The organism is Streptomyces sp. NPDC046881, from assembly GCF_040645015.1.
Taxonomy (GTDB): Bacteria; Actinomycetota; Actinomycetes; order Streptomycetales; family Streptomycetaceae; genus Streptomyces.
This window is the reverse complement of the sequence record NZ_JBEYXJ010000013.1, coordinates 45,243-70,907: the sequence shown is the minus strand read 5'-3', so window position 1 is coordinate 70,907 and position 25,665 is coordinate 45,243. Positions and strand designations below refer to the sequence as shown.

23 protein-coding genes and 1 riboswitch are annotated in these 25,665 nt (G+C 73.5%); of the genes, 13 read left to right on the top strand and 10 right to left on the bottom strand.

Annotation, left to right across the window (positions count from 1 at the left end):
* The first annotated feature begins 45 nt into the window (after positions 1-45).
* Positions 46-1,572 (top strand): S8 family serine peptidase, encoded by a 1,527-nt coding sequence (locus ABZ923_RS09535; protein WP_361468953.1) that lies wholly within the window; start codon positions 46-48, stop codon positions 1,570-1,572.
* A 92-nt stretch (positions 1,573-1,664) separates the two neighbouring features.
* Complete coding sequence (locus ABZ923_RS09530) at positions 1,665-3,041, top strand: CoA transferase (protein ID WP_361468951.1); 1,377 nt, start codon at positions 1,665-1,667, stop codon at positions 3,039-3,041.
* Between the two features lie 87 nt (positions 3,042-3,128).
* On the opposite strand, the gene ABZ923_RS09525 is transcribed toward ABZ923_RS09530, so the two are convergent.
* A complete protein-coding gene (locus ABZ923_RS09525) occupies positions 3,129-4,172 on the bottom strand; it encodes a zinc-dependent alcohol dehydrogenase family protein (protein WP_361468948.1) in 1,044 nt (347 codons plus the stop codon).
* A gap of 189 nt (positions 4,173-4,361) precedes the next feature.
* On the opposite strand from ABZ923_RS09525, the gene ABZ923_RS09520 reads away from it, so the two are divergent.
* Positions 4,362-7,430: an NACHT domain-containing protein gene (locus ABZ923_RS09520; protein ID WP_361468945.1), complete on the top strand. Its 3,069-nt coding sequence runs from the start codon at positions 4,362-4,364 to the stop codon at positions 7,428-7,430.
* A gap of 7 nt (positions 7,431-7,437) precedes the next feature.
* Here the strand turns inward: ABZ923_RS09520 and ABZ923_RS09515 are convergent, their stop codons facing one another.
* The gene (locus tag ABZ923_RS09515; RefSeq protein ID WP_361468942.1) at positions 7,438-8,148 is read right to left on the bottom strand and encodes a VIT family protein; all 711 of its coding nucleotides are present in this window, start codon (positions 8,146-8,148) and stop codon (positions 7,438-7,440) included.
* A gap of 53 nt (positions 8,149-8,201) precedes the next feature.
* Between ABZ923_RS09515 and ABZ923_RS09510 the strand changes: the two genes are divergently transcribed.
* The 4 genes from ABZ923_RS09510 to ABZ923_RS09495 all read left to right on the top strand — a co-directional run bounded on the left by ABZ923_RS09510 (position 8,202) and on the right by ABZ923_RS09495 (position 10,693).
* Positions 8,202-8,468, top strand: a complete 267-nt coding sequence (locus tag ABZ923_RS09510; RefSeq protein WP_361468941.1) for a hypothetical protein — start codon at positions 8,202-8,204, stop codon at positions 8,466-8,468.
* Between the two features lie 61 nt (positions 8,469-8,529).
* Positions 8,530-9,513 (top strand): DEDDh family exonuclease, encoded by a 984-nt coding sequence (locus ABZ923_RS09505; protein WP_361468939.1) that lies wholly within the window; start codon positions 8,530-8,532, stop codon positions 9,511-9,513.
* 99 nt (positions 9,514-9,612) lie between these two features.
* Positions 9,613-9,846 carry a hypothetical protein gene (locus ABZ923_RS09500; RefSeq protein WP_078894583.1) on the top strand — a complete coding sequence of 78 codons (234 nt, stop codon included), beginning with the start codon at positions 9,613-9,615 and terminating at the stop codon, positions 9,844-9,846.
* Between the two features lie 49 nt (positions 9,847-9,895).
* Complete coding sequence (locus tag ABZ923_RS09495; protein ID WP_361468937.1) at positions 9,896-10,693, top strand: SURF1 family protein; 798 nt, start codon at positions 9,896-9,898, stop codon at positions 10,691-10,693.
* Between the two features lie 131 nt (positions 10,694-10,824).
* Here the strand turns inward: ABZ923_RS09495 and ABZ923_RS09490 are convergent, their stop codons facing one another.
* Positions 10,825-11,262, bottom strand: coding sequence for a hypothetical protein (locus ABZ923_RS09490; RefSeq protein ID WP_361468935.1), 438 nt, complete (start codon positions 11,260-11,262; stop codon positions 10,825-10,827).
* A 254-nt stretch (positions 11,263-11,516) separates the two neighbouring features.
* Between ABZ923_RS09490 and ABZ923_RS09485 the strand changes: the two genes are divergently transcribed.
* Both ABZ923_RS09485 and ABZ923_RS09480 read left to right on the top strand, forming a co-directional pair.
* Positions 11,517-13,301 carry a glycoside hydrolase family 15 protein gene (locus ABZ923_RS09485; protein ID WP_361468933.1) on the top strand — a complete coding sequence of 595 codons (1,785 nt, stop codon included), beginning with the start codon at positions 11,517-11,519 and terminating at the stop codon, positions 13,299-13,301.
* A 5-nt stretch (positions 13,302-13,306) separates the two neighbouring features.
* Complete coding sequence (locus ABZ923_RS09480; RefSeq protein ID WP_361468930.1) at positions 13,307-14,062, top strand: SDR family oxidoreductase; 756 nt, start codon at positions 13,307-13,309, stop codon at positions 14,060-14,062.
* A gap of 315 nt (positions 14,063-14,377) precedes the next feature.
* On the opposite strand, the gene ABZ923_RS09475 is transcribed toward ABZ923_RS09480, so the two are convergent.
* From ABZ923_RS09475 to ABZ923_RS09460, 4 genes are all read right to left on the bottom strand, one after another.
* Complete coding sequence (locus ABZ923_RS09475) at positions 14,378-15,181, bottom strand: enoyl-CoA hydratase/isomerase family protein (protein ID WP_361468927.1); 804 nt, start codon at positions 15,179-15,181, stop codon at positions 14,378-14,380.
* 117 nt (positions 15,182-15,298) lie between these two features.
* The gene (locus ABZ923_RS09470; protein WP_004002281.1) at positions 15,299-15,520 is read right to left on the bottom strand and encodes a helix-turn-helix domain-containing protein; all 222 of its coding nucleotides are present in this window, start codon (positions 15,518-15,520) and stop codon (positions 15,299-15,301) included.
* A 349-nt stretch (positions 15,521-15,869) separates the two neighbouring features.
* On the bottom strand, positions 15,870-17,468 hold the full coding sequence (locus ABZ923_RS09465; RefSeq protein ID WP_361468924.1) for an ABC-F family ATP-binding cassette domain-containing protein: 1,599 nt from the start codon (positions 17,466-17,468) through the stop codon (positions 15,870-15,872).
* A gap of 93 nt (positions 17,469-17,561) precedes the next feature.
* Positions 17,562-18,278, bottom strand: a complete 717-nt coding sequence (locus tag ABZ923_RS09460) for a hypothetical protein (protein ID WP_361468921.1) — start codon at positions 18,276-18,278, stop codon at positions 17,562-17,564.
* Between the two features lie 221 nt (positions 18,279-18,499).
* Here ABZ923_RS09460 and ABZ923_RS09455 point away from each other — a divergent pair, with 221 nt between their 5' ends.
* Positions 18,500-18,916, top strand: coding sequence for a VOC family protein (locus tag ABZ923_RS09455; protein ID WP_361468918.1), 417 nt, complete (start codon positions 18,500-18,502; stop codon positions 18,914-18,916).
* A gap of 16 nt (positions 18,917-18,932) precedes the next feature.
* On the opposite strand, the gene ABZ923_RS09450 is transcribed toward ABZ923_RS09455, so the two are convergent.
* From ABZ923_RS09450 to ABZ923_RS09440, 3 genes are all read right to left on the bottom strand, one after another.
* Complete coding sequence (locus tag ABZ923_RS09450; protein WP_361468915.1) at positions 18,933-20,351, bottom strand: hypothetical protein; 1,419 nt, start codon at positions 20,349-20,351, stop codon at positions 18,933-18,935.
* Positions 20,352-20,557: 206 nt separating this feature from the next.
* Entirely contained in the window at positions 20,558-21,685 is a 1,128-nt protein-coding gene (locus ABZ923_RS09445) for a prolyl oligopeptidase family serine peptidase (protein WP_361469063.1), read from the bottom strand.
* Positions 21,686-21,887: 202 nt separating this feature from the next.
* The gene (locus ABZ923_RS09440) at positions 21,888-22,613 is read right to left on the bottom strand and encodes a class II aldolase/adducin family protein (RefSeq protein WP_361468912.1); all 726 of its coding nucleotides are present in this window, start codon (positions 22,611-22,613) and stop codon (positions 21,888-21,890) included.
* A 202-nt stretch (positions 22,614-22,815) separates the two neighbouring features.
* On the opposite strand from ABZ923_RS09440, the gene ABZ923_RS09435 reads away from it, so the two are divergent.
* From ABZ923_RS09435 to ABZ923_RS09425, 3 genes are all read left to right on the top strand, one after another.
* A complete protein-coding gene (locus tag ABZ923_RS09435; RefSeq protein ID WP_361468909.1) occupies positions 22,816-23,688 on the top strand; it encodes a lysozyme in 873 nt (290 codons plus the stop codon).
* Between the two features lie 143 nt (positions 23,689-23,831).
* Entirely contained in the window at positions 23,832-25,079 is a 1,248-nt protein-coding gene (locus ABZ923_RS09430) for an inorganic phosphate transporter (protein ID WP_361468906.1), read from the top strand.
* A gap of 31 nt (positions 25,080-25,110) precedes the next feature.
* Entirely contained in the window at positions 25,111-25,338 is a 228-nt protein-coding gene (locus tag ABZ923_RS09425) for a hypothetical protein (protein WP_358644273.1), read from the top strand.
* 130 nt (positions 25,339-25,468) lie between these two features.
* Positions 25,469-25,611, top strand: a riboswitch (cobalamin riboswitch).
* Positions 25,612-25,665: the final 54 nt, after the last annotated feature.

Below are 25,665 nucleotides of genomic sequence, written 5' to 3'. Positions count from 1 at the left end.
ACCCGTGTTCCGGGCGGTTCCGTATCCGGATGATGTGGAGATCCCATGGCTCATCTGCGCTCCAGACGCCGCCTCGCGCTCGCGGTGCCGGTCGTGCTGTCGCTGACCGCCTCGCTCGGCTTCCTGCCGTCGGCGGCCTCCGCGGCACCCGCCGCCGGCACGGTGGCGCGGGCGGCGGACGGCCCCAATCTCGCCTACGTGGTCAACACCCGTAGCGACCACGGCACGATCGCGTCCGTGCGGCGGGAGATAGCGCGCAACGGCGGTACGGTCGTGGCCACCTACGACCGGATCGGCGTCATCGTCGTCCACTCCGCGAACCCGGACTTCGGCGCGCGGATGCGTGCGGTGCGCGGGGTCGACTCGGCGGGCGCCACCCGTACCGCGCCGCTCAGCGCGGCGGGGACGACGGACGAGGGGTCGGCGCAGGTGCTGTCCCGGGCGGAGCAGGCGCGGCTCGCGTCGAGCGCGGCCGCGGGCGAGGAGCCGCTGGAGGCGGACCAGTGGGACCTGCGGGCGATCGGCGCCGACCGGGCCGCGCGGATCAACCCGGGCAGCCGGAACGTGACGGTCGGGGTCATCGACACGGGCGTCGACGACACCCACCCGGACATCGCCCCGAACTTCTCCGCGTCCCAGTCGGCGAGCTGCGTGAGCGGCAAGGCGGACACGACGTACGGCGCGTGGCGGCCGGCGGACGCCGACCACTACCACGGCACCCATGTGGCCGGTGAGATAGCCGCCGCCCGCAACGGCACGGGCGTGGCCGGTGTGGCGCCGGGCGTGAAGGTCGCGAGCATCACGGTGTCGCAGCCGGACTCGACCTCGCTGTTCTATCCGGAGAGCGTGGTGTGCGCGTTCGTGTTCGCCGCGGACCACGGCATCGAGATCACCAACAACAGCTACTACGTGGACCCGTGGCTGTACAACTGCATGGACGACCCCGATCAACGTGCCATCGTTGACGCGGTCAACAGGGCCCAGCTGTACGCCCAGCGCAAGGGCACGCTCAACGTCGCCTCGGCGGGCAACTCCAACCACGACCTGGACGCCGACGCGATCGTGGACGACTCCAGCCCCGACGACTCGACGGCGCAGACCCGCACGATCGACCCGCACGAGTGCTTCGACGTGCCGACCCAGCTGCCCGGTGTGGTGACCGTGAGCGCCGTGGGCGTGAAGGGCACCAAGTCGTACTACTCCAGCTACGGCCGGGGCGTCGTCGACGTCGCGGGCCCGGGCGGCGACAAGTACCAGATCCCGGACACGCCGTCGAAGAACGGGCGCATCCTGTCCACCATGCCGAACAACCAGTACGGCTTCCTGCAGGGCACCTCGATGGCCTCGCCGCACGTGGCCGCGGTGGCCGCGCTGCTCAAGTCGGCCCACCCGCACGCCACCCCGGCGCAGTTGCGGGCGCTGCTGAAGGCGCAGGCGGACAACCCGGGCTGCCCGGCCGAGCCGTACGACGGGAACGGGGACGGCGTCGTGGACGCGACCTGCGTCGGCGGCAAGCGGGTGAACGGCTTCTACGGCTTCGGCGTGGTCAATGCACTGCGCGCGGTCGAGTAGGCAGCCGGGCTCCGTGCAGTGTTGGACGGGGTTGAGCCTCCGTCGCCCCGAACAGCCATAGGTTGATTCAATCAATACTGCATAGTGAAGTCATGACAGGAATCAATGATGCCTGGGAGGCCGTCGGCGGGCACCCCGGTCTGGCGCGGCGCGTCTCGGCGGTCGTCCGCCGGGACGTGCTCGACGCGCGGCTGCCCGTCCGCGAACTGGCCCGCGCGTGTGTCGGAGCGTGCGCGCTGGCCGCCGCCGAGCTGGGGGCACGGCGGGCCGGGCTCACGGAGGTACCGGCGGTCACCGTGGACGACGGGGCGGTGGCCGCCGCCTTCCACAGCGAGCGGCTCCTCCGGGTCGACGGCCGGACACCGGACGTCTTCGCCCCGCTGTCGCGGTTCTGGCGCACGGCGGACGGCTGGGTGCGCACCCACGCCAACTACCCGCACCACCGGGCCCGGCTGCTCGGCGCGCTGGGCCTGCCGGCGGACGCCTCGGCGGAGGCGGTCGCCGGCCGGCTCGCCGAGCGCTCCGCCCGGGAGACCGAGGAGGCCGTCTACGGCGCCGGCGGTCTCGCGGTGGCCCTGCGCTCCCCCGGGGAGTGGCGGGCGCACCCGCAGGCCGCCGAGGTGGCCGCCCGGCCGCTGGTGGAGCGCGTACGGCTGGACGCGGCTCCCGCGCGCGCGCCGGCACCCCTGGACCCGGCCGCCGCTCCCCTGCTGCCCGCCGCCGGACTGCGGGTGCTGGACCTGACCCGGGTGCTGGCGGGCCCGGTCGCCACCCGCACCCTGGCCCTGCTGGGCGCGGACGTCCTGCGCCTGGACGCGCCGTGGCTGCCCGAACTCCCCGACCAGCAGGCCGACACCGGTTTCGGCAAGCGGTCCGCCGTGCTCGACCTGGCCGCCGGCCGGGACACCTTCGAGGAGCTGCTGAGCAGGGCCGACGTCGTGGTGACCGGGTACCGGCCGGGCGCCCTGGACCGGTTCGGGCTCACACCGCACGCGCTGGCCGAACGGCACCCCGGACTGGTGGTGGCCCAGGTGTCGGCGTGGGGCGGCTACGGGCCGTGGGGCGGGCGGCGCGGCTTCGACAGCCTGGTGCAGGTCGCGACCGGCATCGCGGTGACCGAGGGCACGGCGGAGCGGCCCGGCGCGCTGCCCGCGCAGGCCCTCGACCACGGCACCGGCTATCTGCTGGCGGCGGCCGTGCTGCGGGCCCTGACCGAGCAGTCGTACGAGGGCGGGAGCCGGCTGGTCAGGCTGGCGCTGGCCCGGACCGCCCGCTGGCTCACGGACGGCATCCGGCCGGGCCCGGCCGAGGGCGCGCCGTACCCGGGCCCGGACGCCTGGCTGGCCGGGACGGACAGCCCGCTGGGCCGGCTGCGGCACGCCCGGCCGCCCGTGTCCTTCGCCGGCGGTCCCACCGCCTGGGCCGGGCCTCCGGTGCCCTGGGGTTCGGACCCGGCCGAGTGGCGGTGAGGTGGACGACGTTGATTCAGTCCTTGACGCCGTCCATGGTGTGGACGCCGCCGGTGCAGTCGGTCATGCGGTCATGCGGTCATGCGGTCATGCGGTCACCAGCACCTTGAGCGCGGTGCGTTCGTCCATGGCCTTGTAGCCGGCGGGCACGCCCTCCAGGTCGACGGTCATGTCGAACACCGGCGAGGGGTCGATCGTGCCGTCGAGCACGTCGGGCAGCAGGTCGGGGATGTAGGCGCGGACCGGGGCGACACCGCCGCGCAGGGCGATGTTCCGGTCGAACATCACGCCGAGGTCCAGGCCGGTGCCGCTGCCGTGGGGCACGCCCACGAAGCCGATGGCGCCGCCGTCGCGGGTGACGTTCACGGCCGTCCGCATGGACTGCTCGGTGCCGACCGCCTCCACGACGCAGTGGGCGCCCTGTCCGCGGGTCAGCTCGCGGACCGCCTCGACGGCCGCGTCCCCGCGTTCGGCGACCACGTCGGTGGCGCCGAACCGGCGCGCGATGCCGGTACGGGTCTCGTGCCGGCCGAGCGCGATGATCCGCTCGGCGCCGAGCCGCTTGGCGGCCAGGACGGCGCACAGGCCGACCGCGCCGTCACCGACGACCGCGACCGTGGCGCCGGGCCGGACGCCCGCGCCGAGGGCGGCGTGGTGGCCGGTGCCGAGGACGTCGGACAGGGTCAGCAGGGCGGACAGCAGGCGCTCGTCGGAGGCCGCCTCCTTGGGCAGCCGCACCAGGGTGCCGTCGGCGAACGGCACGCGGACGGCCTCGCCCTGCCCGCCGTCGTAGCCGACGGAGCCCCAGAAGCCGCCGTGCTCGCAGGACGTCGTCAGGCCCTCGCGGCAGTAGGCGCAGACGCCGTCGGACCACATGAAGGGCGCGACGACCAGGTCGCCTCGGTGGACGGTGCCCACGTCGGAGCCGGTCTCCTCCACGACGCCCAGGAACTCGTGCCCGATCCGCTGCCCCGGCTGCCGGGCCGCCTCGCCCCGGTACGCCCACAGGTCGCTGCCGCAGATACAGGCCCGCAGCACCCGCACGACGGCGTCGGTGGGCAGCTGCACCACGGGCTCGGGCACGTCCTCCACGCGCATGTCGTACGGGGCGTGGATGGTGGTGGCGCGCATGGCGGGGATCCTTCTCGTGCGGGGTCGTGCGAGGTCGGGGGTGCGCCCGGGGGTGTGGGCGGGTGCGCCCGGGGTGGGGGCGCCCTTCACGGTACGTCGCCTCCCGCGCGGGGCGCGCGGCGAGGTGCCGTAGCCCGGCGCGGGGCCCGGTCCTACGATGCGGCAGGCGGAAACGGGGAGGACCGGGGGATGCACGGACTGGAGACTCTGCTGCTCCGGCTGGCGACGACCGTGGCGTCGTCGGCCGCGAAGTCGCTGTTCACCGCGAAGCCGGGAGCGGGACTGGTGCCGGACCGGGTCCGGCCGCTGCCCGGTCCTGCGGCCCCGGAGAAGCTGGCGCGGGTGTTGGCGGAACGGATCTCCTCCCGGTACGCGACGCTGCCGGAGCACGAGCGGCTCGCGGCCATGACCGCCGTGCAGGACACCTTCGCGGCGGCGGGCCCGCTGGACGCGGGCCGGCTCTTCGCCGCCGACCTGGATCCCGGGCGGCTCGCGGCGGAGCTGGAGCGTCCGCCGGCCGGTCTCGCCCCACGGGGACGTGATCTGTACGGCGAACTGCTCGCCCTGTGCTGCGCGCACATCGTCGAACAACTCACCGCCGAACCGTCGTTCCCGGCGCGGGCGGCGGTGGAGCAGACCCGCCGGTCCGGGGCGCTGCTGCGGCAGCGGAACGACTCCGGCGAGGCGCGCTTCCTAGGGTTCGAACAGCGGTACGCGGACTTCATTGCCGAGGCGCACTCCCGGCTGGAGCTCTACGGGGTCACCCTGGGCGGCCGGCGCCGTGCCGAGTGGCCGCTGGAGACGGCGTACCTGTCCCTCGGGGTGACCGGACGGCACCGGTACGAGCCGCACGCCGAGGGGGTCGGTGCGGCGGCGCCGGCCGTGCGGGTGGAACAGGCGCTGGCCGACTGCCGCCGGCTCGTGCTGCGGGGGCAGGCCGGGTCCGGCAAGTCGACCCTGCTGCAGTGGCTCGCGCTGAACGCGGCCCGGCAGGGTTTCGGCCCCGAGCTGGCGGACTGGAACCGCTGCGTGCCGTTCGTGCTGCGGCTGAGGGCCTTCAACACACCGGACGGCCTGCCGATGCCGGAGGAGTTCCTGCCGGCCGCCGGGGTGCCGCTACGGGCGCCGGAGGGGTGGGCCGAGGAACTGCTCGCCGCCGGCCGCGCGCTGGTCCTGGTGGACGGGGTGGACGAGGTGCCGCAGCGGCTGCGCGGCCGTACCGAGCACTGGCTCCGGTCGCTGATCACAGCGTTCCCGAAGGCGCGGTACGTGGTGACGACCCGCCCCTCGGCGGTGCCGGACGGCTGGCTGGCGGGACAGGACTTCAGCACGCACACCCTGCTGCCGATGGACCGGGACGACATCAGGGCGTTCGTCCGGCACTGGCACGAGGCGGCGCGGCGGGAGTGCCCGTCGGACGGCGAGCGGGACCTGCTGGCGCGGTACGAGGAGAGCCTGCACGAGGCGGTGACCACCCGCCGTGACCTGGGCCGGCTCGCCACCAACCCCCTGATGTGCGCCCTGCTGTGCGCCCTGAACCGCGACCGGCGCATGCATCTGCCGCGGGCCCGCAAGGAGTTGTACGACGCCGCCCTGGACATGCTGCTGGTACGGCGGGACACCGAGCGGGAGATCACCTCCGTGGAGGGGCTCGTACTGTCCCGGGACGAGCAGACGGCGCTGCTCCAGCGGCTGGCCTACTGGCTGATCCGCAACGGGCAGGCGGAGGCCGCCCGGCAGGACGTCGTCGGGATGCTGGACGAGTGGCTGGCCGCGATGCCCCAGGTGCGGGCGCAGGGGGACGCCGAGCAGGTCTTCACCCATCTGCTGAACCGCAGCGGACTGCTGCGCGAACCGGTGCCGGGTGCCGTCGACTTCGTCCACCGCACCTTCCAGGACTACCTGGGCGCGAAGGCGGCCGTCGAGGCCCGGGACTTCGGCGTGCTGGTCCGCAACGCGCACGACGACCAGTGGGACGACGTCGTACGGATGGCGGTGGGGCACGCGCGCGTGGAGGAACGCGGCCGGCTGCTGCGGCAGTTGCTGCGGCGCGCGGACCGGACGGCGCGGCACCGGGAGCGGCTGGTCCTGCTCGCGGCGGCGAGCCTGGAGCACGCGCCGGAGCTGGATCCGGCGGTGCGCGCGGAGGTGGAGGAGCGGGCCGGTGCGCTGATGCCGCCGTACACCTCCAAGCAGGCCGAAGCGCTCGCCCGGGCCGGGGAACTGGTGCTGGAGCTGTTGCCGGGGCCGGAGGGGCTGACGGAGCGCGAGGCGGCTGCGGTGGTCCGTACCGCGCGGTTGATCGGGGGCGAGGCGGCGCTGCGGGTGATCTCGCGGTTCCGTGCGGACCGGCGCCCACGGGTGGTCGCGGAACTCGACTTCGGCTGGGGGTCCTTCGACACCAGGGAGTACTTCGAAGCAGTGCTCGAGGAGAACGGTGGCGCGGGACAGCTCCTGAACGTACGCGATGCCGAGGCCTTGGCGCTGCTGCCCCGGCTTCCCCGGCTCACGAGGCTGAACCTGATCGGCGACCACGGTCTTCCTCCCGAGGCCCTGGAGAACGAGAACCTCGAGTTCCTGGGGCTCTCCCTGAACGGGGTGGTCAGCGACCTCGCACCCCTGAGGGGACTGCCGCGGTTGCGTGAGCTGTCCCTCAACCGGTGCCCGTCGGTCACCGATCTGCGTCCGTTGTCCGGCCTGCCCCTGAGCAGGATCTATCTGGACGGCTTCGAGGACGGGTTCTCCCTGGCACCGCTGTCGGACCTGCCCGAGCTCCACCATCTGTCCTTGAACTTCCTCCCCGCGGAGAGAGGCCTGGACGAACTGCCCTTCGCCCCCCGACTGACGGGCCTGAGCTTCTTTGATCACGCCTGTCTCATGCGGCTGACCGGACTGGAGGCCCTCACCTCACTGACCTGGCTGAGCGTGCACGACGACCGGCAGTGGCGCGATTTCCTCTCCGCCGGGCCCTTCTCGCCCTTGCAATCGCTTCAAGTCCTCGACGTCCACGAGGTCGACCTCGGCGACCTGACGCCCCATCGGACGCTGGCCTCTGTCTACCTCCGCAGGATCACCCAGGTGCACCACATCGAGGCACTCGCGCAACTCCCCGCCCTGAAGTCCGTCTCCTTCTCCCGCTGCGGCCCGCTGGACCTGACCACGCTGGCCCCCCTGCACGACGTGGAGATCCAGCTCCACGACTGCGAAAACGTCCTCGGCACCCATCTGTTCCCCCGCGAGCGCCTGGTCATCGACTGACGGCCGGTCACACCCCCGCCGCCCCCAGCAGGCTCCCCGCCGCGTACGTCACCCCCATCGCCAGCGCCCCGCCGGCCACATTGCGCAGTACCGCCCGTTTCGGGGCCGCCGCGCCGAGGCGGGCGCTGGACCAGCCGGTGAGGGCGAGGGCGGCCAGGACCGAGACGACGGTGACCGGGAGGCGCCAGCCGGCCGGGGGCAGGACGATGGCCAGCAGGGGCAGCAGCGCGCCCGCGGTGAACGACAGGAAGCTCGCCCAGGCCGCGTTCCAGGGGTTGGTCAGCTCGTCCGGGTCGATGCCCAGCTCCACGCGCGCGTGGGCCTTCAGCGCGTCCCGCGCGGTGAGCTGTTCGGCGGCCTCGCGGGCCACGTCGCGGGACAGGCCGCGCGCCTCCAGCAGGTCGGTCAGCTCCCGCAGTTCGGCCTCGGGCTGCTCACGCAGCTCCCGTTTCTCCACGGCCAGCGCGGCCATCTCGGAGTCTCGCTGGGTGGAGACGGAGACGTACTCGCCGGCCGCCATGGACATCGAGCCGGCGAGCAGGCCGGCCAGTCCGGCGGTGAGCAGGGCGGCCCGGCTCCCGGTCGCGCCGGCCACGCCGACGACCAGTCCCGCGGTGGAGACGATGCCGTCGTTCGCGCCGAGCACGGCCGCGCGGAGCCAGTTCAGCCGGGAGCCGAGGGCGCCGCCGTGGGCCTCGTCGTGGGTGGGTTCCGTCACAGCAGGGAGGATCCCACCCCGGCGCGTGGGGCCGCCGTACCGACGCCCAGCGCGTGGAAGGCGACCGGCGCCCGCACCTCCGTACGCCCACGGTCCTGACCGCGGGGGCGACTGCGGCGGCGCGCTTCTCCGGGGACGCGGTGGACGCCGGCACCCGTGCGGGTGAAACGGCGGCGAGGAGGCAGGTGTTCGCGGCGCTGCTGCACGGCGGGGTGGCGCCGGAGGGCGCGACCGGCGGGTTCCACCGGCTGCCCGGCCCGGCCGGGGGCTGCGGACACGCGCCGCCGACCGCCGGGGACCTGGTGGCGGCCCATGGGTGACGCCGTACGGCCGGGACCTGAGGAGCCGCGCTGTCAGTCGTGGCCCGTATCCTCAATGACCATGCTCGAAGACCGTGCGACCGCAGTGTCCTCCCCCACCCAGTGGCCGGCCGTGTATCCGAAGGGATACGCGGTCGTTGACGTGGAGACCACCGGCCTGGCCCGGGACGACCGGATCATCTCCGCGGCCGTGTACCGGCTGGACGCGCGCGGCGAGGTCGAGGACCACTGGTACACGCTGGTCAACCCGGAGCGGGATCCGGGGCCGGTGTGGATACACGGTCTGACGAGTGACGTCCTCGAAGGCGCTCCGCTGTTCGGGGACATCGCCGAGGAGTTCGCCACCCGTCTGGACGGCCGGGTGCTCGTCGCGCACAACGCCGTCTTCGACTGGCAGATGATCGCGCGGGAGTACGCGCGCGTGCGGCGCGAGGCGCCGGTGCGGCAACGGCTGTGCACCATCGCGCTGTCGAAGGAGCTGGGGCTGCCGCTGCCCAACCACAAGCTGGAGTCGCTGGCGGCGCACTTCGGGGTCGTGCAGCAGCGGGCGCACCACGCGCTGGACGACGCGCGTGTGCTGGCGGAGGCGTTCCGGCCGAGTCTGCTGGCCGCGGCGCAGGGCGGTGTACGGCTGCCGCTGCTGGAGTGCCGGCCGCTGACGGAGTGGTCGGACCGGCCGGTGCCCCGGCAGTCGTCGGGTGGTTACGGCGCCTACCGGGCGAGCAGTTGGCGCCCGTCCCGCAAAAGGCCCGCATGCCCCTATCCCAACCCAGGCCGCTATGAAGACGGCAAACGCCTCAAACAGGGCATGCGGGTGGCCTTCTCCGGTGACACCTCGACCGAGCGGGACCTGCTGGAGGACCGCGCCACCGAGGCCGGGCTGCACGTCGCCGGCAGCATCTCCCGGCTGACCAGCCTGCTGGTGACCAACGACCCCGACTCGGGCACGTCGAAGACGGTCAAGGCCCGGCAGTACGGCACACCGATCGTGGACGAGGCCGCGTTCGGGCAGCTGCTGAGGGATGTCGAGCCCGCCGACGAGTAGCCGGGTCCGGGCCGAGTGATCGTACGAACGGGTGGTTGCCCCACGACTCACCCGGCGCCCGCTCGCCGGGCGATCGGCCGACGGCTCACCCTGTGGCCCATGGCGACATGCGAAGTTTGCGGCAATGACTACGGAATGTCCTTCGAGGTGCACGCGCAGGGCGCGGTGCACGTCTTCGACTGCTTCTCCTGTGCGATCCACCGCATGGCCCCGATCTGCGAGCACTGCCGGGTGCAGATCATCGGGCAGGGCGTGGAGGTGGAGGGCCACTGGTACTGCGGCGCGCACTGCGCCCGCCAGGAGGGGAGGACCGGCATCGTCGACCGGGTGTGACCCGGTACCCGCCTGATTGCACCCCACGGCCCGGAGGTACCGTCGTGGGGTGCACCGTTACCGCTTCCTGTTGTCCCGCCAGTGGGTGATCCTCACGCTCGTCGCGATCGCGCTGATCCCGACGATGATCCGGCTGGGTTTCTGGCAGCAGCACCGGTACGAGGAGCGCACCGCCCGCAACGACCTGGTCTCCGCCGCGCTGCACGCCGAGCCGGTCCCGGTCGAGCGGCTGACCTCCCCGGGGCACACCGTGACCCGCACCGAGAAGTACCGCACGGTCACCGCGACGGGCACCTTCGACACCGCCCGGGAGGTCGTGGTCCGGCGCCGCACGAACTCCGACGGCGAGGTCGGCTTCCACGTCCTCACCCCCTTCCTCCTCGACGACGGCAAGGTGCTGCTCGTCAACCGCGGCTGGATCCCCGCGAACGGCGTGCAGACCGCCTTCCCGAAGGTCCCCGCCCCGCCGGCCGGCCGGACCACCGTCACCGGGCGGCTGATGGCCGACGAGACCACCGCGGCGAGCGGCATCAAGAACGTCGCGGGCCTGCCCGACCGGCAGATCATGCTGATCAACAGCGCCGACGAGGCGCGGCGGCTCGGCGCGCGGGTGCTCGGCGGCTACATCCAGCAGACGGCGCCCGCGGCCAGGGGCGGCTCCCCGGAGCAGATCTCCGACCCGGGCAGCGAGGACGCACCGCTGAACTACGCGTACATGATCCAGTGGTGGCTGTTCGCGGCGGCCGTCCCGGTCGGCTGGTGGTTCCTGGTCCGGCGGGAGCTCCGCGACCGGGAGGAGGCCTCCGCCGAGCGGCAGCCGGAGGAGAGCGCACCGGCCGCGGTCTGAGTGCCTGTTGTTTGCTGATCGCCGGCCTCAAGCCCGGACGATGGACGGTACTGCTGGGACACATCACGGCGGAGAGGCAACGCGTGGACAAGGGCACCACTGCGTCACTCCGCCGTGACGGGCCGGGCGGTCTAACCCCGGCGAGCGACCCAGGTGGCCTGGCTGGACGGGTCGTTGATGTCAACGGTCACGCCGGACCACCTGCCGTCCGAGCCCAGGTGTCCGTCGTACCGGCCGGTGTGTCCGAAGCTCCAGTGAATGAAGAAGACGACGTTGCCCCCGGTGAGCCTGCCGTCGATGTCCCCGCTGTTGCCTTCCCAGGAGGCGAACCCGGTGAAGGAGCCGTCACTGGCAGGAGCGCCCAGGAAGAGGCTCACATGCGGGGCGTTGCTCTGGTCCATGATCCACTTGCCGTCGAAGCTGCCCGCTTGCACCACGGCAGGCGCCGATGACCGTGCCGCGCTGCGCCCGTCGAGAGCAGAGGCGTCCGCCGTGGAGACAGTGAAGGCCAGCATGGCTGCCGACACAGCCGCCACCGCCGTTACTCTGCGCATCAGTCCGAACGTCATGAACATCCTCCCTTGGAAGTCCTCGGAAGCCGGCATGCGAGGAGGGGTACGCAGAACAGCCGCAGATCACGCGTAAACCACCCGTGGGGCCGGGGTGCAGTCGAAGAGGGGGGCGAGCGGGAGTGCGACCGGAGCGTGCCGCAAGAACAAGAAGCCCCAGGCCAGCGAGCCGCGAGGCGGTGCTGCGCGCGCCGGCGTCACTCCCCCGGCGCACCACCTGATTGGCCCCCTGGCCCGCCGGGAAACCGCATCCCGTGGACGCGCGCATCGAGGACTACGCCCTCATCGGAGACGAGCAGACCGCGGCCCTGGTCGGCAGGGACGGCTCGATCGACTGGCTGTGCCTGCCGCGCTTCGACTCCGGGGCCTGCTTCGCCCGGCTGCTGGGCGACGAGGACCACGGCTCCTGGCGGATCGCGCCCGCGGACGCGGACGTCTGCACCCGCCGGGCCTACCGGCCGGAGACCCTCGTCCTGGACACCGAGTGGGAGACCGCCGACGGCTCGGTACGCGTCACCGACCTGATGCCGCAGCGCGACCGCGCCCCCGACGTCGTACGGATCGTGGAGGGCGTCAGCGGCCGGGTCACCGTGCGCAGTACGCTCCGCCTCCGCTTCGACTACGGCTCGATCACGCCGTGGGTGCGCCGCTCGGACGGCCACCGGGTGGCCGTCGCCGGGCCGGACTCCGCGTGGCTGCGCTCCGAGCCGCCCGTGCACACCTGGGGCGAGGACTTCGGCACCCACGCGGAGTTCACCGTCGCCGAGGGCGAGCGGATCGCGTTCGTGCTCACCTGGCACCCCTCGCACGAGAAACGCCCGCCGCTCATCGACCCGTACGAGGCGCTGGAGCACAGCGTCACCGACTGGCGGCGCTGGGCCCGCCGGTGCGCGTACGACGGTCCCTACCGGGACGCCGTCGTCCGCTCCCTGATCACCCTCAAGGCGCTCACCTACGCACCGACCGGCGGGATCGTCGCCGCGGCGACCACCTCGCTGCCCGAGAAGCCGGGCGGCGTGCGCAACTGGGACTACCGGTACTGCTGGCTGCGCGACTCCACCCTCACGCTCGGCGCGCTGCTCTCCATGGGCTTCCAGGAGGAGGCCGAGGCCTGGCGCGACTGGCTGCTGCGCGCGGTCGCCGGCAACCCGGCCGACCTGCAGATCATGTACGGCGTCGCGGGCGAGCGGCGGCTCGGGGAGACCGAACTGCCCTGGCTGCCCGGCTTCGCCGGCTCCTCCCCCGTGCGCACCGGCAACGGCGCCGTCGACCAGCTCCAGCTCGACGTGTACGGCGAGGTGATGGACTCGCTGTCGCTGGCCCGCGCCGCGGGACTGCCCAGCAAGCCGCACATGTGGGCGCTGCAACGCTCGCTGATGACGTTCCTGGAGTCGGCGTGGCGGCAGCCGGACGAGGGTCTGTGGGAGGTGCGCGGCGGCCGGCGCCAGTTCGTGCACTCCAAGGTGATGGTGTGGGTGGCCGCCGACCGGGCCGTGCAGACCCTGGAGCGGCACCCGGAGCTGCCGGGCGACCTGGAGGGCTGGCGCACCCTCCGGGCCGAGGTGCACCGGGAGGTGTGCGAGAAGGGCTTCGACCCGGACCGGAACACCTTCACCCAGTACTACGGCTCCCGGGAACTCGACGCCGCGCTGCTGCTCATCCCGCGGGTCGGGTTCCTGCCGCCGGAGGACCCGCGGGTGGTCGGCACGGTCGACGCGATCCGCGACGGCCTCGGCCAGGGCGGCTTCCTGCGCCGCTACGAGACCGAGGACTCGGTGGTGGACGGGCTGCCGGGTGGCGAGGGCGCCTTCCTCGCCTGCTCGTTCTGGCTGGCCGACGCGCTGCATCTGACCGGCCGGACGAAGGAGGCGCGCGAACTGTTCGACCGGCTGGTGGGCCTGTGCAACGACGTGGGGCTGCTGGCCGAGGAGTACGACCCCGTCCACGGCTGTCAGCTGGGCAACTTCCCGCAGGCGTTCAGCCACATCGGCCTGGTGAACACCGCCCTGACCCTGTACGGGGACGACGAGGCAGGATAGGACCCATGGATCTTGGACTGAAGGACCGGGTGTACGTCGTCACCGGAGCCACCCGCGGGCTGGGCAACGCCGCCGCGCGGCAACTCCTCGCCGACGGGGCGAAGGTGGTCGTCACCGGGCGGGACGAGAAGCAGGTCGCCGACGCCGCCGCGGAACTGGGCCCGGGCGCGGTGGGCGTGGCCGTGGACAACGCCGACGCGGAGGCCCCCGAGCGGCTGATCGCCGCCGCGCGTGAGCACTTCGGCGGCTTCCACGGGGTGCTGGTGAGCGTGGGCGGGCCGCCGCCGGGGTTCGTCGCCGACAACACCGACGAGCAGTGGCGCGCCGCGTTCGAGACGGTGTTCCTCGGCGCGGTACGGCTCGCCCGCGCGGCGGCGGCCGAGCTGGACGAGGGCGGTGCCATCGGGTTCGTGCTGTCCGGGTCGGTGCACGAGCCGATCCCCGGGCTGACCATCTCCAACGGGCTGCGGCCCGGACTCGCCGGGTTCGCCAAGTCGCTCGCCGACGAGCTGGGGCCGCGCGGGATCCGGGTGGTGGGGCTGCTGCCGGGGCGGATCGACACGGACCGCATGCGCGACCTGGACGGGCTTTCCGCGGACCCGGAGGCCACCCGTGCCGCGAACGAGTCCCGGATCCCGCTGCGGAGGTACGGGGCGCCCGAGGAGTTCGGACGGGTGGCGGCGTTCCTGCTGTCCCCGGCGGCTTCCTACGTGACCGGCGTCATGGTGCCGGTGGACGGCGGGACCCGGCACGGGTTCTGACGGCCGCCTTCCGTGTGCGGCCGCGTGGAGAGCCGGCCGCACGGTTCCGCGCGCCCGGTGTGGACCGCCCCTCGCCCAGCCTCTCCCGTCGGCCGGACGAGGCCGCCGTCCGGGAAGGCAGCCCTCGTCGTCCCCGGACCCGCGGCACGGCGAGGAGCGCCCCCGGGCGCGAGTGCGCCGCCGTGCCGTCGGGTCCGCGGGGGGACCGGCGACCGGCGCGGCCCACCCGGCCGTGCACGGCCCGGGAAAGGCGTGCGGCCCTTCGAAAGGGCGTGCCGGATGCGCCGGCGTCCTGGTCACACCGCTGCCGGCGGCCTATTCGCCGAGGCCGGCCAGGTCCCGCAGTCGCCGGGCCTGCGCGGCGCGCTCGGCCGCGCGCTGCTCGTCGTACGTGCGGTCCACGGCACCACGCAGCAGCGCCTTGGTCTCCACTACCGCGTCCCGCGGCGCGGCCAGCAACGCCGCCGCCAAGTCCCGGACCGCCCCGTCCAGTTCGGCCGCGGGCACCGCGAGGTTGGCCAGCCCGCTCGACACCGCCTCCTCGGCCCCGACGAACCGCCCGGTCGCGCAGATCTCCAGCGCGCGGGCGTATCCGACGAGCCCGACCAGCGGGTGCGTGCCGGTCAGGTCGGGTACGAGGCCCAGGCTGGTCTCGCGCATGGCGAACTGAACGTCGTCGGCGACGACCCGCAGGTCGCAGCCGAGGGCGAGCTGGAAGCCGGCCCCGACGGCGTGTCCCTGGACAGCGGCGATGGACACGATGTCGGTCCGCCGCCACCAGGTGAACGCCTCCTGGTATTCGGCGATGGTCGCGTCGAGCCCGGCGTCGTCACGGCGCGCGAGTTCGATGAAGGACGGCTCGCCCGGGATCCCCTCCGGGGTGAACATCTGACGGTCCAGCCCGGCGGAGAAGGACTTGCCCTCGCCACGCAGCACGACGACGCGAACGGAGCCCGGCAGCAGCCGCCCGGCCTCGGCGAGCGCCCGCCACAGGGCGGGGCTCTGCGCGTTGCGCTTGGCCGGGTTGGTCAGCGTCACCGTGGCGAGCGTGTCGTCGACGGTGAGCCGTACGCCGTCCTTGTCGAGTGCGGGAGCGAGGTCCTGCTCGGGCGAAGCCATGGGGCGCCTCCGATGGGTGCGGTCAGCAGAGCAAAGCTAAGTGACTGCACAGTAACCACCCGGCCGGTCGGTCTCCCGACCGGGTGGCCACCATCGAAGCCGATGGGCCGCCCGGGGTCAGGACGAAGCGGCCTTCTTACCGCGGGTCGCTCCGCCACGCCCACGCAGCGTGACGCCCGACTCGCTCAGCATCCGGTGTACGAAGCCATACGAGCGGCCGGTCTCCTCGGCCAGCGCCCGGATGCTCGCACCGGAGTCGTACTTCTTCTTCAGGTCTGCCGCGAGCTTGTCGCGCGCGGCGCCGGTCACCCGGCTGCCCTTCTTCAGAGTCTCGGCCACCCGTGCCTCCTCATGGGAAGTGCGCTCTGGTCTCCTCATGATCACCCCTCCCGGGCGTGATGGCCACCCATTCGGCAAGGTCCGTGAGACATCGTTGTGACGACAGGAGCCGATCCCCACAAGCGGAATAGAAAATTCCACGGGGTGCGGTCCACGGTTCCGAGCGAGCGGATTCGAGAAGTACCAGGTCAGGAAGGCAAAGCGGCCGATCCCCCGACTGTCGGGGGATCGGCCGGAAAATCCGTGTACGACACACCTCGATACGAGGAGATCTCACACAGATGATGGATCACGGATGGGCCGAATGATCCATACTCAGTGGATCAGTCTTTGTGGATCAGTCTTTCGATCACGCCAGGGCGACGAGATCCGCGTAGTCGGAGCCCCACAGGTCCTCCACGCCGTCCGGCAGCAGGATGATCCGCTCCGGCTGGAGCGCCTCGACCGCGCCCTCGTCGTGGGTGACGAGGACGACCGCGCCCTTGTAGGTGCGCAGGGCTCCGAGGATCTCCTCGCGGCTGGCCGGGTCCAGGTTGTTGGTCGGCTCGTCCAGGAGCAGCACGTTCGCCGAGGAGACCACCAGGGTCGCGAGGGCGAGACGGGTCTTCTCACCGCCGGAGAGGACCCCGGCCGGCTTGTCGACGTCGTCGCCGGAGAACAGGAACGAGCCCAGCACCTTGCGGACCTCGACCAGGTCCATGTCGGGGGCGGCCGAGCGCATGTTCTCCAGGACCGTGCGGTCGGCGTCCAGCGTCTCGTGCTCCTGCGCGTAGTAGCCGAGCTTGAGGCCGTGACCGGGGACGACCTGGCCGGTGTCCGGCTGCTCCACGCCCGCGAGCAGCCGCAGCAGCGTGGTCTTTCCGGCGCCGTTGAGGCCCAGGATGACCACCCGGGAGCCCTTGTCGATGGCGAGGTCGACGTCGGTGAAGATCTCCAGCGAGCCGTACGACTTCGACAGGCCCTCGGCCGTCAGCGGGGTCTTGCCGCAGGGCGCGGGCTCCGGGAAGCGGAGCTTGGCGACCTTGTCGGACATCCGGACCGCCTCCAGGCCCGCGAGCAGCTTGTCGGCCCGGCGCGCCATGTTCTGCGCGGCGACGGTCTTGGTCGCCTTGGCCCGCATCTTGTCGGCCTGCGAGTGCAGGGCCGCGGCCTTCTTCTCGGCGTTGGCGCGCTCGCGCTTGCGGCGCTTCTCGTCGGCCTCGCGCTGCTGCTGGTACAGCTTCCAGCCCATGTTGTAGATGTCGATCGCGGACCGGTTCGCGTCCAGGTAGAACACCTTGTTGACGACGGTCTCCACGAGGTCGACGTCATGGGAGATCACGATGAAGCCGCCGCGGTAGGTCTTCAGGTAGTCCCGCAGCCAGATGATCGAGTCCGCGTCGAGGTGGTTGGTCGGCTCGTCGAGCAGCAGGGTGTCGGCGTCCGAGAACAGGATGCGGGCCAGCTCGATACGGCGGCGCTGACCACCGGAGAGCGTGTGCAGCGGCTGGCCGAGCACCCGGTCGGGCAGGTTCAGCGCGGCGGCGATGGTGGCGGCCTCGGCCTCGGCGGCGTACCCGCCCTTGGTGAGGAACTCCGTCTCCTGGCGCTCGTACTGCTTCAGGGCCTTCTCGCGGGTGGACCCCTTGCCGGTGGCGATGCGCTCCTCGTTCTCGCGCATCTTGCGGATCAGCACGTCGAGGCCGCGCGCGGAGAGGATGCGGTCGCGGGCGAGGACGTCGAGGTCACCGGTGCGGGGGTCCTGCGGCAGGTAGCCGACCTCGCCGGAGCGGGTGATCTGGCCGGCGGCCGGGATGCCCTCGCCGGCCAGGCACTTCGTCAGCGTGGTCTTGCCCGCGCCGTTGCGGCCGACGAGGCCGATGCGGTCGCCCTTGGCGACACGGAAACTGGCGTTCTCGATGAGGACGCGCGCACCGGCGCGCAGCTCGATACCGGAGGCGGAGATCAAGGACAGACTCCAGGGCGTACAGGGATTGGCGGGTGGGCGGCTGAGGACGTTCCCGCCGTCTAATGCGCGAGGAGAATGGCCATGGGAACAAGTCTAACGGGGCCGGGCAAGCGGTTTTTCTGCGTCCAGGTGTCCGGGGTGCGGGCCGGGGCGCGGGCCGGGCAGGTCGTTGCCCAGCGGGGTGCGGCCTGGCGCGATCCGGCCCAGGTCGTCCAGGGCCACGAGCTGCCCGGTCCAGGCGCTGTCCGCGCACGGCTGGGCGAGGAGCAGGGCCGCGCCCCGCCGGACGGCGCTCTCGGGCCGGAACGCGCAGCCCTGCCGGGCGGGCAGCACCCAGCGCAGGTCGCCGTCGGCGGTGCGGTACGCGGTGACCCGGCGCGGGGTGACGACCGCGAGGATGCCCCGGCCGAGGGGGCGCAGGACGCCGGTGCCGCCCTGGGCCGGGAGCCACTCGGCCGCGTCGGGCAGGGCCCGGTGCCAGCGCACGGAGCGGCCGTCGGTGTCCGTGACCAGTCCGTCGTCCCAGAGCGCGATCACCTCCCCGCGCGTGGGGAGCACGGAGACGGGGCGGTGCCCCGCGCGCGCGTAGCGCCACCGCAGCGCTCCGGTACGGCTGTCGTAGCCGGCCACGGCGCCGTCGTGCGCCCGCACCGCCCAGGCCCGGGGGTCCGGGTGCGGCTCGCCGGACCGGCCGGGCAGGAGCCGGTCGCCGTAGGGGGCGGGCCGCGCGTGCCGGGCCAGGCCGAGCAGGCCGAGGGAGACGACGGCCGTGAGGAGGACGGCGACGAGACGGTGTGGTGGAAAGGCCACCTTGCCCCCTTGGTGCCGACTGGAATCCACCGTCCCGGATCAGGCGCAGAGCGTAGTCACCGGCGGCCGGGCGGGCGGGGCCGCCGGGCGGGCGGGAACCGGAAGTCCCCCGTTCGGCGGCGGGCGGCGCGGCCCGCCGGCCCGCCGGGCCGGGGCGCTGTCGGTGGTGCCTGCGAGACTCGGGAAGCACGGCGCAACCGATGCACGAAGGAGTGATCGGCATGGCAGGCACGGGTGGCGGCACACGGCCGGGCATCTGTCCCACGCTGCTGTACGCGGACGCCAGGGCGGCGATCAGGCAGCTCACGGAGGCCCTCGGCTTCACCGAGCTGTCGGTGTACGAGACGCAGGACGGCAAGGTGATGCACGCCGAGCTGGTCCAGGGCGGCGGCGCGGTGATGATCGGCTCCAAGGGCCGCGGCGGCCTCTTCGACACGGTGATGAAGGACGCCGGACCCGCCGGGGTGTACGTCGTGGTGGACGACGTGGACGCGCACCACCAGCGGGCCGTGGAACACGGGGTGGAGATCCTGATGCCCCCGACGGACCAGGACTACGGCTCGCGGGACTACATGGCCCGGGACGCCGAGGGGAACGTCTGGAGCTTCGGGACCTACGCCCCGGACATCGGCGGCTGAGCCGCTGCCCGGCCGCTCATCCCCCGGTGTGCACCTGGAACGCGGCCCGGCGGACGGCCTTGGCCAGGGCCGGGTCGGGGTGCGCGGCGGCGAGCGCGACCAGGACCTGCACGGTGCGCGGGTGGCCGACGGCGCGGACCTCGTCGAGCAGCTGGGGCACGGTGGGCTGCACCGCGGACTCCAGGTGCCGGACCAGCATCGGCGCCTCGCCGTGGTCGGCGACGGCGGCGGCGGTGTCCACCCACAGCCAGGTGGCCTCCTCCCGGGTGAGCACCTCGTGGGCGTCCTCCGGGTCGATCCCGTCGTGCTCGGCCAGCCACAGCAGCGCGTACGGCCGCAGGGCCGGCTCGTCGACCACGGCCCGTACGTCGGGCTCGGCGGGGGCGCCGACGACGCGCAGCGCCTCGAAGGCCAGGCCGCGCAGCAGGGCGTCGTCGCCGCGGGCGGCGCCGATCAGCTCGGTGACGGCGCTGCCGACGGGCCGGGCGGCGAGCCAGGCGCGGTACTCGGCGCGGGCCGCGTTGGGGCGCAGCTGGGCGCAGCCGCGGAGCATGTCCTCGGCGGACTGCTCGATGTTGCCGGCGGGGCTCTGCGCGGCCACGCAGATCTGCTCCAGCTTGACCCACACCGCCCAACTGCCCAGCGGGGTGAGGGTGGCCTGGCCGGCGCCGTAGGTGAGGGCGCCGACGGAGGCGAGGGCGCGCAGCGCCCAGTCGAGCAGCGGGGCGAGCGGGGCGTCCTCGGCCGGCGCGGGGTCCGCGGGGCGCGGGGCGCCGGCGGGCTGCCCGGTGCCGGGCTCGTAGGCGACCTCGCAGCGTTCGGTGCGCAGTTCGGTGACCCGCTGCTGGAGCAGGTCGAGCAGCTGCTCGACCGGGACGGGCCCGGCGGAGAGCTGGAGGAAGGAGAGCACCTGGGGCATGGCCGAGACGACCTCGGCGACGGCGGCCGGCTCGTGCCCGTCGGGTTCGGGACAGGCGAGCGACCAGGCGTCGAAGAGGGCGACCCAGCCGCGCAGTACGGCGCTGTCGTCACGGTCCCAGGCGCGCAGCCGCCAGCCGGGGCGCGCGCTGTCGCCGTGCACCTCGACGAGGCCGGCGAGGCGGGCGGTGTCCCAGTCGGCGCGGACCTGAGCGGCACTCAGGCCCAGCTCGGCGGCGGCGCGTTCCGCGGTGGCGTCGGACAGGGTGGCCTTGCCGTCGGCGGTGGCGCCGGCGCGGCCGGGGCCGAGTGCGGCGTCGGCCCAGCGGGCGACGCGGGCCGCGCCGGCCAGACCGGTGCGGGCCATTCCGGCCAGTTCGGCGGGGGCGGGTGTGCCCTCCGGCGGCCGGGGTGCGGGGCGCCGTGGGCGCCGCTGGTTCACAGCTCTGGGGGCGGCGGCCAGGGGTCGCGGTCGGACGAGTCGGAGCCTGGAGTCGCGCGGGATACGGGACGTCACGGGTGCAGTCTTCCGGTTGACGGTCCGAAAACCCAAACGGAATGTCACGGCGGGCGACGGGGCTGGCCAAGGCACGGCGTCCGGGACGGGCCACGGCGACGTGATCGAGCCAGCCGTACGGCTTTAAACGGAATGCTCCGCGCCGGTACCGGCGGCCCCGGTGCCCGGGTCGCGTCAGCCGGTCATATCAGCCGGTCACATGCCGGTCACATCAGCGGGGTCAGGAACCGGCGCAGGCGTTCCTCGTACTCGGCCGGATCCGCGTTCCACATCGCCGCGTGCGGGGCGTGCGCGACGGTGTACAGGGCGACGACGTCGGCGCGGCGCCGGGCGAGCCGGCGGGAGAGCTCCCAGGGGGCGACCTCGTCCTGGGGGCCGTGCACGATCAGGGTGGGCACCCGCAGCCGGTGGGGGTCGACGATCTCGGCGACCCGGTCGGCGTGCAGCCCGGCCCGGCCCTGCGCGGCCCGCACGGCGAGCGGCAGCAGCGGCTGCGGGGTGTGCCGGGCCCTGGCCAGGGCCCGCAGGGTGGCCTCCCAGCTGAGCACCGGCGAGTCCAGGACGAGCCCGGCGATGCGGTCGCGGACCGTGGAGTGCTCGGCGGCGCGCAGGGCCATGGTGGCACCGGTGGACCAGCCGAGCAGGACGACCCGGCGGGCGCCGCGCCCGACGGCGTAGCGGATCGCCGCCTCGAGGTCCCGCCACTCGGTCTCGCCGAGGTGGTTCAGCCCGTCCGGCGACCGCGGGGCGCCGGGGTCGCCGCGGTAGGCGAGGACGAGGACCGGCAGCCGGCGGCGGTGCAGGAAGCCCATGACGTTCATGGCGTGCTCCCGGGTGGCGCCGAGGCCGTGCACCGCGATCACCCAGGTGTCCCGGTGGCCCGGCACGAACCAGGCGGGCAGCGTGCCGAGGTCCCCGGGGATGCCGACGTCGTCGTGGTCCAGCCCGAGGGCCGTCCGCGGGTCGCCGACGTACAGGTTCGGGGTGAGCCACACCGCGTCGCCGGGGGCGAGCGTGCCGTGCGTGACGCGTTCCAGACGGCGTACGACGGTGTCGGCGGTGTGCGCGGCCGCCTCCAGGACGGGGCCGACGACCGCGTGGGAGCCGTCGCCGGCGAGGCCGTAGGTGCCGGGGCGCAGTGCGGCCAGGTCGCGGGTGAGCGTGATCTGGCCGGCGGCCGCGCGGTGCACGGTGAGGCGGGGCTCGGTGGGCAGGGGCCGGCCGGGCGGTGCCTTCAGTGCGGCGTCGCTGGCGCGACGGCCGGCGACCACGGAAGCGGTGCCGGCGGCCAGGACCGCGGTGAGTGCGGTGGCGGTCGCCTTCACGGTGCGCACGGGTCCAGTGTCGGCGGGGACGTGCCGGGCGGCCAGCGGAAGCGCGGACCGTGCGGGCGCGGGTGGTTTCGTCAGCGCCGGGTGGCTGCGCCGCCACCGGGCGCCGGCGCGGCGGATGGCGCCGAGCCGGCTCGCACCGCCGACGCGGAGCAGGGCGAGCGGAGTCGGCAGGGGGCGGAACGGGTCGCTGCTCGGCAAGGGGTCACCTCCGTTGGCCGTATCCCTTCAAGCGTTCCCCGGCCTCGGCGACTTGTGCCTCCGTCAGCAGGGAGGGCGTCAGGCCCGGCACCGAGGACGCCGTCAGCCACAGGCGGCACATCCACTCCAGCTGGGCGGTGCGGTCGTAGGCCTGGTCGAGGGTGGCGCCGTAGGTGATCGTGCCGTGGTTGCGCAGCAGGCAGCCGGAGCGGCCGGCGAGGGCGCGGAGCATGTTCTCGGCCAGTTCGCCGGAGCCGTAGGTGGCGTAGGGGGCGACCCGGACCAGGCCGCCGAGGGCGCCGGCCATGTAGTGCACCGGCGGCAGCTCGGTCACGAGCGTGGAGACCGCGGTCGCGTGCACGGCGTGGGTGTGGACGACGGCGCGGGCGTCGGTGGTGCGGTAGACGGCGAGGTGCATGGGCAGCTCGCTGGTCGGCACGAGGGTGCCGAGCACCTGGCGTCCGGTGAGGTCGACGCCGGTGAGGTCGTCGGGGGTGAGCCGGTCGTAGGGGACGCCCGACGGGGTGACCAGCACGAGGTCGCCGATGCGTGCGGAGACGTTGCCGGAGGTGCCGACGACCAGCCCGTCGGCGACGGTCCGGCGCGCCGTCGCGACCACGTCCGCCCACAGCCGTGCCACGTCCTGATCCCCGGCCCGGTCTCCGGCCCGGTCTCCCGCCTGGTGCCCGGCCTGGTGTCCGTCGTCCGTGTTCCGCAGCGGTTCAGCCATGCGGTGATCCTGCCAGCCGGACCGGTGCCGAGCGGGCAGGGTCGGTCGCTTCCGCCCGGAAACCGTACGGCCGAACGGGCGGACCTGGCGGCGAAACGCTCGGAATCGGCCTGAATGCGGTGATCATCGAGCCTTCAATGGCCTCTCTTGCCCACGGGACGATCGCCGCCGCCCGCGGTCGTCCGCCACCCCGGGGAAACGCATGGCCCGTGAACGCACCCTTGTCCGCCGCCGCGCCGGTGTTCTCGCGGCGGCCACGGCGGCCCTCGCCCTCGCGGGCACCGCACCCGCGTCGGCCGGGCCGGCCGCCCCCGGCGATCCGGCACGAGGGGCCGAGGCAGCCGGCGCCTCGCAGCCGGCCGGAGCCTCGCAGGCAGCCGAAACGTCACAGCCCGCCGACGCCTCCGAGCCCGCCGGCCTGTCGGCGCTCGCCGCCGGGACGCCCCGGGGGCACGACGTCTCGTCCCACCAGAGGGGCGTCGACTGGGCCGCCGCCGCGGCGAAGGGCGCCACGTTCGTGTACGTCAAGGCGACCGAGTCCACGACCTACCGCAACCCGTACTTCTCCGGGCAGTACTCCGGCGCCCGCAAGGCCGGCCTGCTGCACGGCGCGTACCACTTCGCCCTGCCCGACCGGTCCTCCGGAGCCCGGCAGGCCGCGTACTTCGTGCGGCACGGCGGCGGCTGGCGGGCGGACGGCTGGACGCTGCCGCCCGCGCTGGACATCGAGTACAACCCGTACAGCGCGCGGCACAAGTGCTACGGGCTGGGCAAGGCCCGGATGGTCCGCTGGATCCGGTCCTTCAGCGACGAGGTCCGGCGGCAGACCGGCCGCCGTCCGGTGATCTACACCACGACCCAGTGGTGGAAGCTGTGCACCGGGAACAGCCGCGCCTTCTCCTCCTCGAACCCCCTGTGGATCGCCCGGCACGGCACCTCGCGGCCGGGGACGCTGCCGGGCGGCTGGCGCTACTGGACGTTCTGGCAGTACGCCACCAAGGGCCGGCTGCCGGGTGACCAGAATCTCTTCAACGGCCCGCTGAGCCGGCTGCGGATCCTGGCCCGGGGCCGGTAGCCAAGGGGCGCCTGGGGCGAGGAGCACAAGCGGAATCTCTCGCGCGCGTTACTGACACCCTCGCGCCCGCCTCAGTTCATCTTCCGTTCACCCAGGTTGCCTACGTTCGACCAGCCAATGACCTCGAACGATTGCCTGGGTAAATGGAAAGCTTCTCGCTGATCCTCGCGATAGTGGTCGTGACCGCTCTCGCGTTCGATTTCACGAACGGTTTCCACGACACCGCGAACGCGATGGCCACCACCATCTCGACAGGCGCCCTGAAGCCGAAGATCGCGGTGACCATGTCCGCCGCCCTCAACCTCGTGGGCGCCTTCCTCTCCGTGGAGGTCGCCAACACGATCTCCAAGGGTCTCGTCGACGAGACCGGCATCCGTCCCGAGGTCATCTTCGCCGCCCTGGTCGGCGCGATCCTCTGGAACCTGCTGACCTGGCTGGTGGGCCTGCCCTCCAGCTCCTCGCACGCCCTGATGGGCGGCCTGGTCGGCGCCACCGTCGCCTCCGCCGGCTTCGGCGCCGTCCACGGTGACGTCCTGGTCACCAAGGTGCTGCTGCCGGCCGTCGCCGCGCCGATCGTCGCGGGCCTGGCCTCGCTGCTGGCCACCCGGTTCTCCTACGGCATCGGCGGCACCGCGGACGGCGAGGCGACCCGCAAGGGCTACCGCGTCGGCCAGATCGCCTCCGCCGGCCTGGTCTCCCTGGCCCACGGCACCAACGACGCCCAGAAGACGATGGGCATCATCACCCTCGCCCTGGTGGCCGGCGGCTCGCTCGCCCCCGGCTCCAACCCTCCCACCTGGGTGATCCTCTCCGCCGGCCTGGCCATCGCGCTCGGCACCTACATCGGCGGCTGGCGCATCATCCGCACCATGGGCAAGGGCCTGACCGACCTGGAGCCGCGCCAGGGCTTCGCCGCGCAGACCAGCGCCGCGACCGCCATCCTGGCCTCCTCGCACCTCGGCTTCTCCCTCTCCACCACGCACGTCGTCTCCGGCTCGGTGATGGGCGCGGGTCTGGGCCGCAAGGGCGGCGTGGTCCGCTGGTCCACCGCGACCCGCATGTTCGTCGCCTGGGCGCTGACCCTGCCGGCCGCCGCGCTGGTCGGCGCGGGTGCCGAGGCCGTCACCGGCCTGGGTGACTGGGGCACCGCCGTCGTCGCCGTCTTCCTCGTCGCCGCGAGCGCCGCGATCTGGAAGATCTCCCGCCGCGAGGTCGTCGACCACACCAACGTGGTCGAGGAGAGCGACGAGCCGGCCGGTGTGGTCACCACCGCCATCGCCGCCGTGATCCCGCCGCCCACCGCCGCGGTCGCCGCCGAGCTGGACCTCGCGTTCCCGCAGCAGAACACCGCCCCCGCCGAACCGGCCAGCCCGCCGGCCGCCGCGGTCTGACCCCGAGCACCCGGTTACCGAAGGAAGCACTATGAAGATCGACTGGGCAGCCCTGGGCTCCGTGTTCGGCGTCAGCCTCGTGGTCACGGTGGGCCTGGTGGCCCTGTTCACCCTCGGCATCGCGGGCCTGAACCGCCGTGAGAAGGCCGTGGCGCAGGGCGGTTCCGCCGGCCTCGCCGTCACCGGCGCCTACCTCTGCTTCGCGGCGTGCGCGGCGGCGGTGGCGTACGGCATCAACCTGATCGTGGCCAAGGCCTGACCGATCATCCGAGAGGCTCCCCTTCCCGTGTCGGGCAGGGGAGCCTCTGCCGTTGTCCCATCAGGCCCGCACGCCCCGCGGTGTGGGGATCGGCACACTCTCCCCTCGCAGGTCAAAGGCAGGTTGACGGCCGTTCCGGGCACGTGGTGGACTGCCCAGGCCATGTACGGCGGCAGGAGAGGAAGCCGGTGCGAATCCGGCGCGGTCCCGCCACTGTCACCGGGGAATGAACCCCGGGAGCCAGGAACTCTCACCGCCGATTCACGTCGAACCAGGGCGCGGACACCCTGAGTGAGGACACATATCGCCATGCTCGGCTGCCGATCG

Coding starts and splice junctions, on each gene's coding strand:
- ABZ923_RS09535 (WP_361468953.1), top strand. CDS start 46: ATGGCTCATCTGCGCTCCAGACGCCGCCTCGCGCTCGCGGTGCCGGTC.
- ABZ923_RS09530 (WP_361468951.1), top strand. CDS start 1,665: ATGACAGGAATCAATGATGCCTGGGAGGCCGTCGGCGGGCACCCCGGT.
- ABZ923_RS09525 (WP_361468948.1), bottom strand. CDS start 4,172: ATGCGCGCCACCACCATCCACGCCCCGTACGACATGCGCGTGGAGGAC.
- ABZ923_RS09520 (WP_361468945.1), top strand. CDS start 4,362: ATGCACGGACTGGAGACTCTGCTGCTCCGGCTGGCGACGACCGTGGCG.
- ABZ923_RS09505 (WP_361468939.1), top strand. CDS start 8,530: ATGCTCGAAGACCGTGCGACCGCAGTGTCCTCCCCCACCCAGTGGCCG.
- ABZ923_RS09500 (WP_078894583.1), top strand. CDS start 9,613: ATGGCGACATGCGAAGTTTGCGGCAATGACTACGGAATGTCCTTCGAG.
- ABZ923_RS09490 (WP_361468935.1), bottom strand. CDS start 11,262: ATGACGTTCGGACTGATGCGCAGAGTAACGGCGGTGGCGGCTGTGTCG.
- ABZ923_RS09480 (WP_361468930.1), top strand. CDS start 13,307: ATGGATCTTGGACTGAAGGACCGGGTGTACGTCGTCACCGGAGCCACC.
- ABZ923_RS09475 (WP_361468927.1), bottom strand. CDS start 15,181: ATGGCTTCGCCCGAGCAGGACCTCGCTCCCGCACTCGACAAGGACGGC.
- ABZ923_RS09455 (WP_361468918.1), top strand. CDS start 18,500: ATGGCAGGCACGGGTGGCGGCACACGGCCGGGCATCTGTCCCACGCTG.
- ABZ923_RS09440 (WP_361468912.1), bottom strand. CDS start 22,613: ATGGCTGAACCGCTGCGGAACACGGACGACGGACACCAGGCCGGGCAC.
- ABZ923_RS09435 (WP_361468909.1), top strand. CDS start 22,816: ATGGCCCGTGAACGCACCCTTGTCCGCCGCCGCGCCGGTGTTCTCGCG.
- ABZ923_RS09430 (WP_361468906.1), top strand. CDS start 23,832: ATGGAAAGCTTCTCGCTGATCCTCGCGATAGTGGTCGTGACCGCTCTC.
- ABZ923_RS09425 (WP_358644273.1), top strand. CDS start 25,111: ATGAAGATCGACTGGGCAGCCCTGGGCTCCGTGTTCGGCGTCAGCCTC.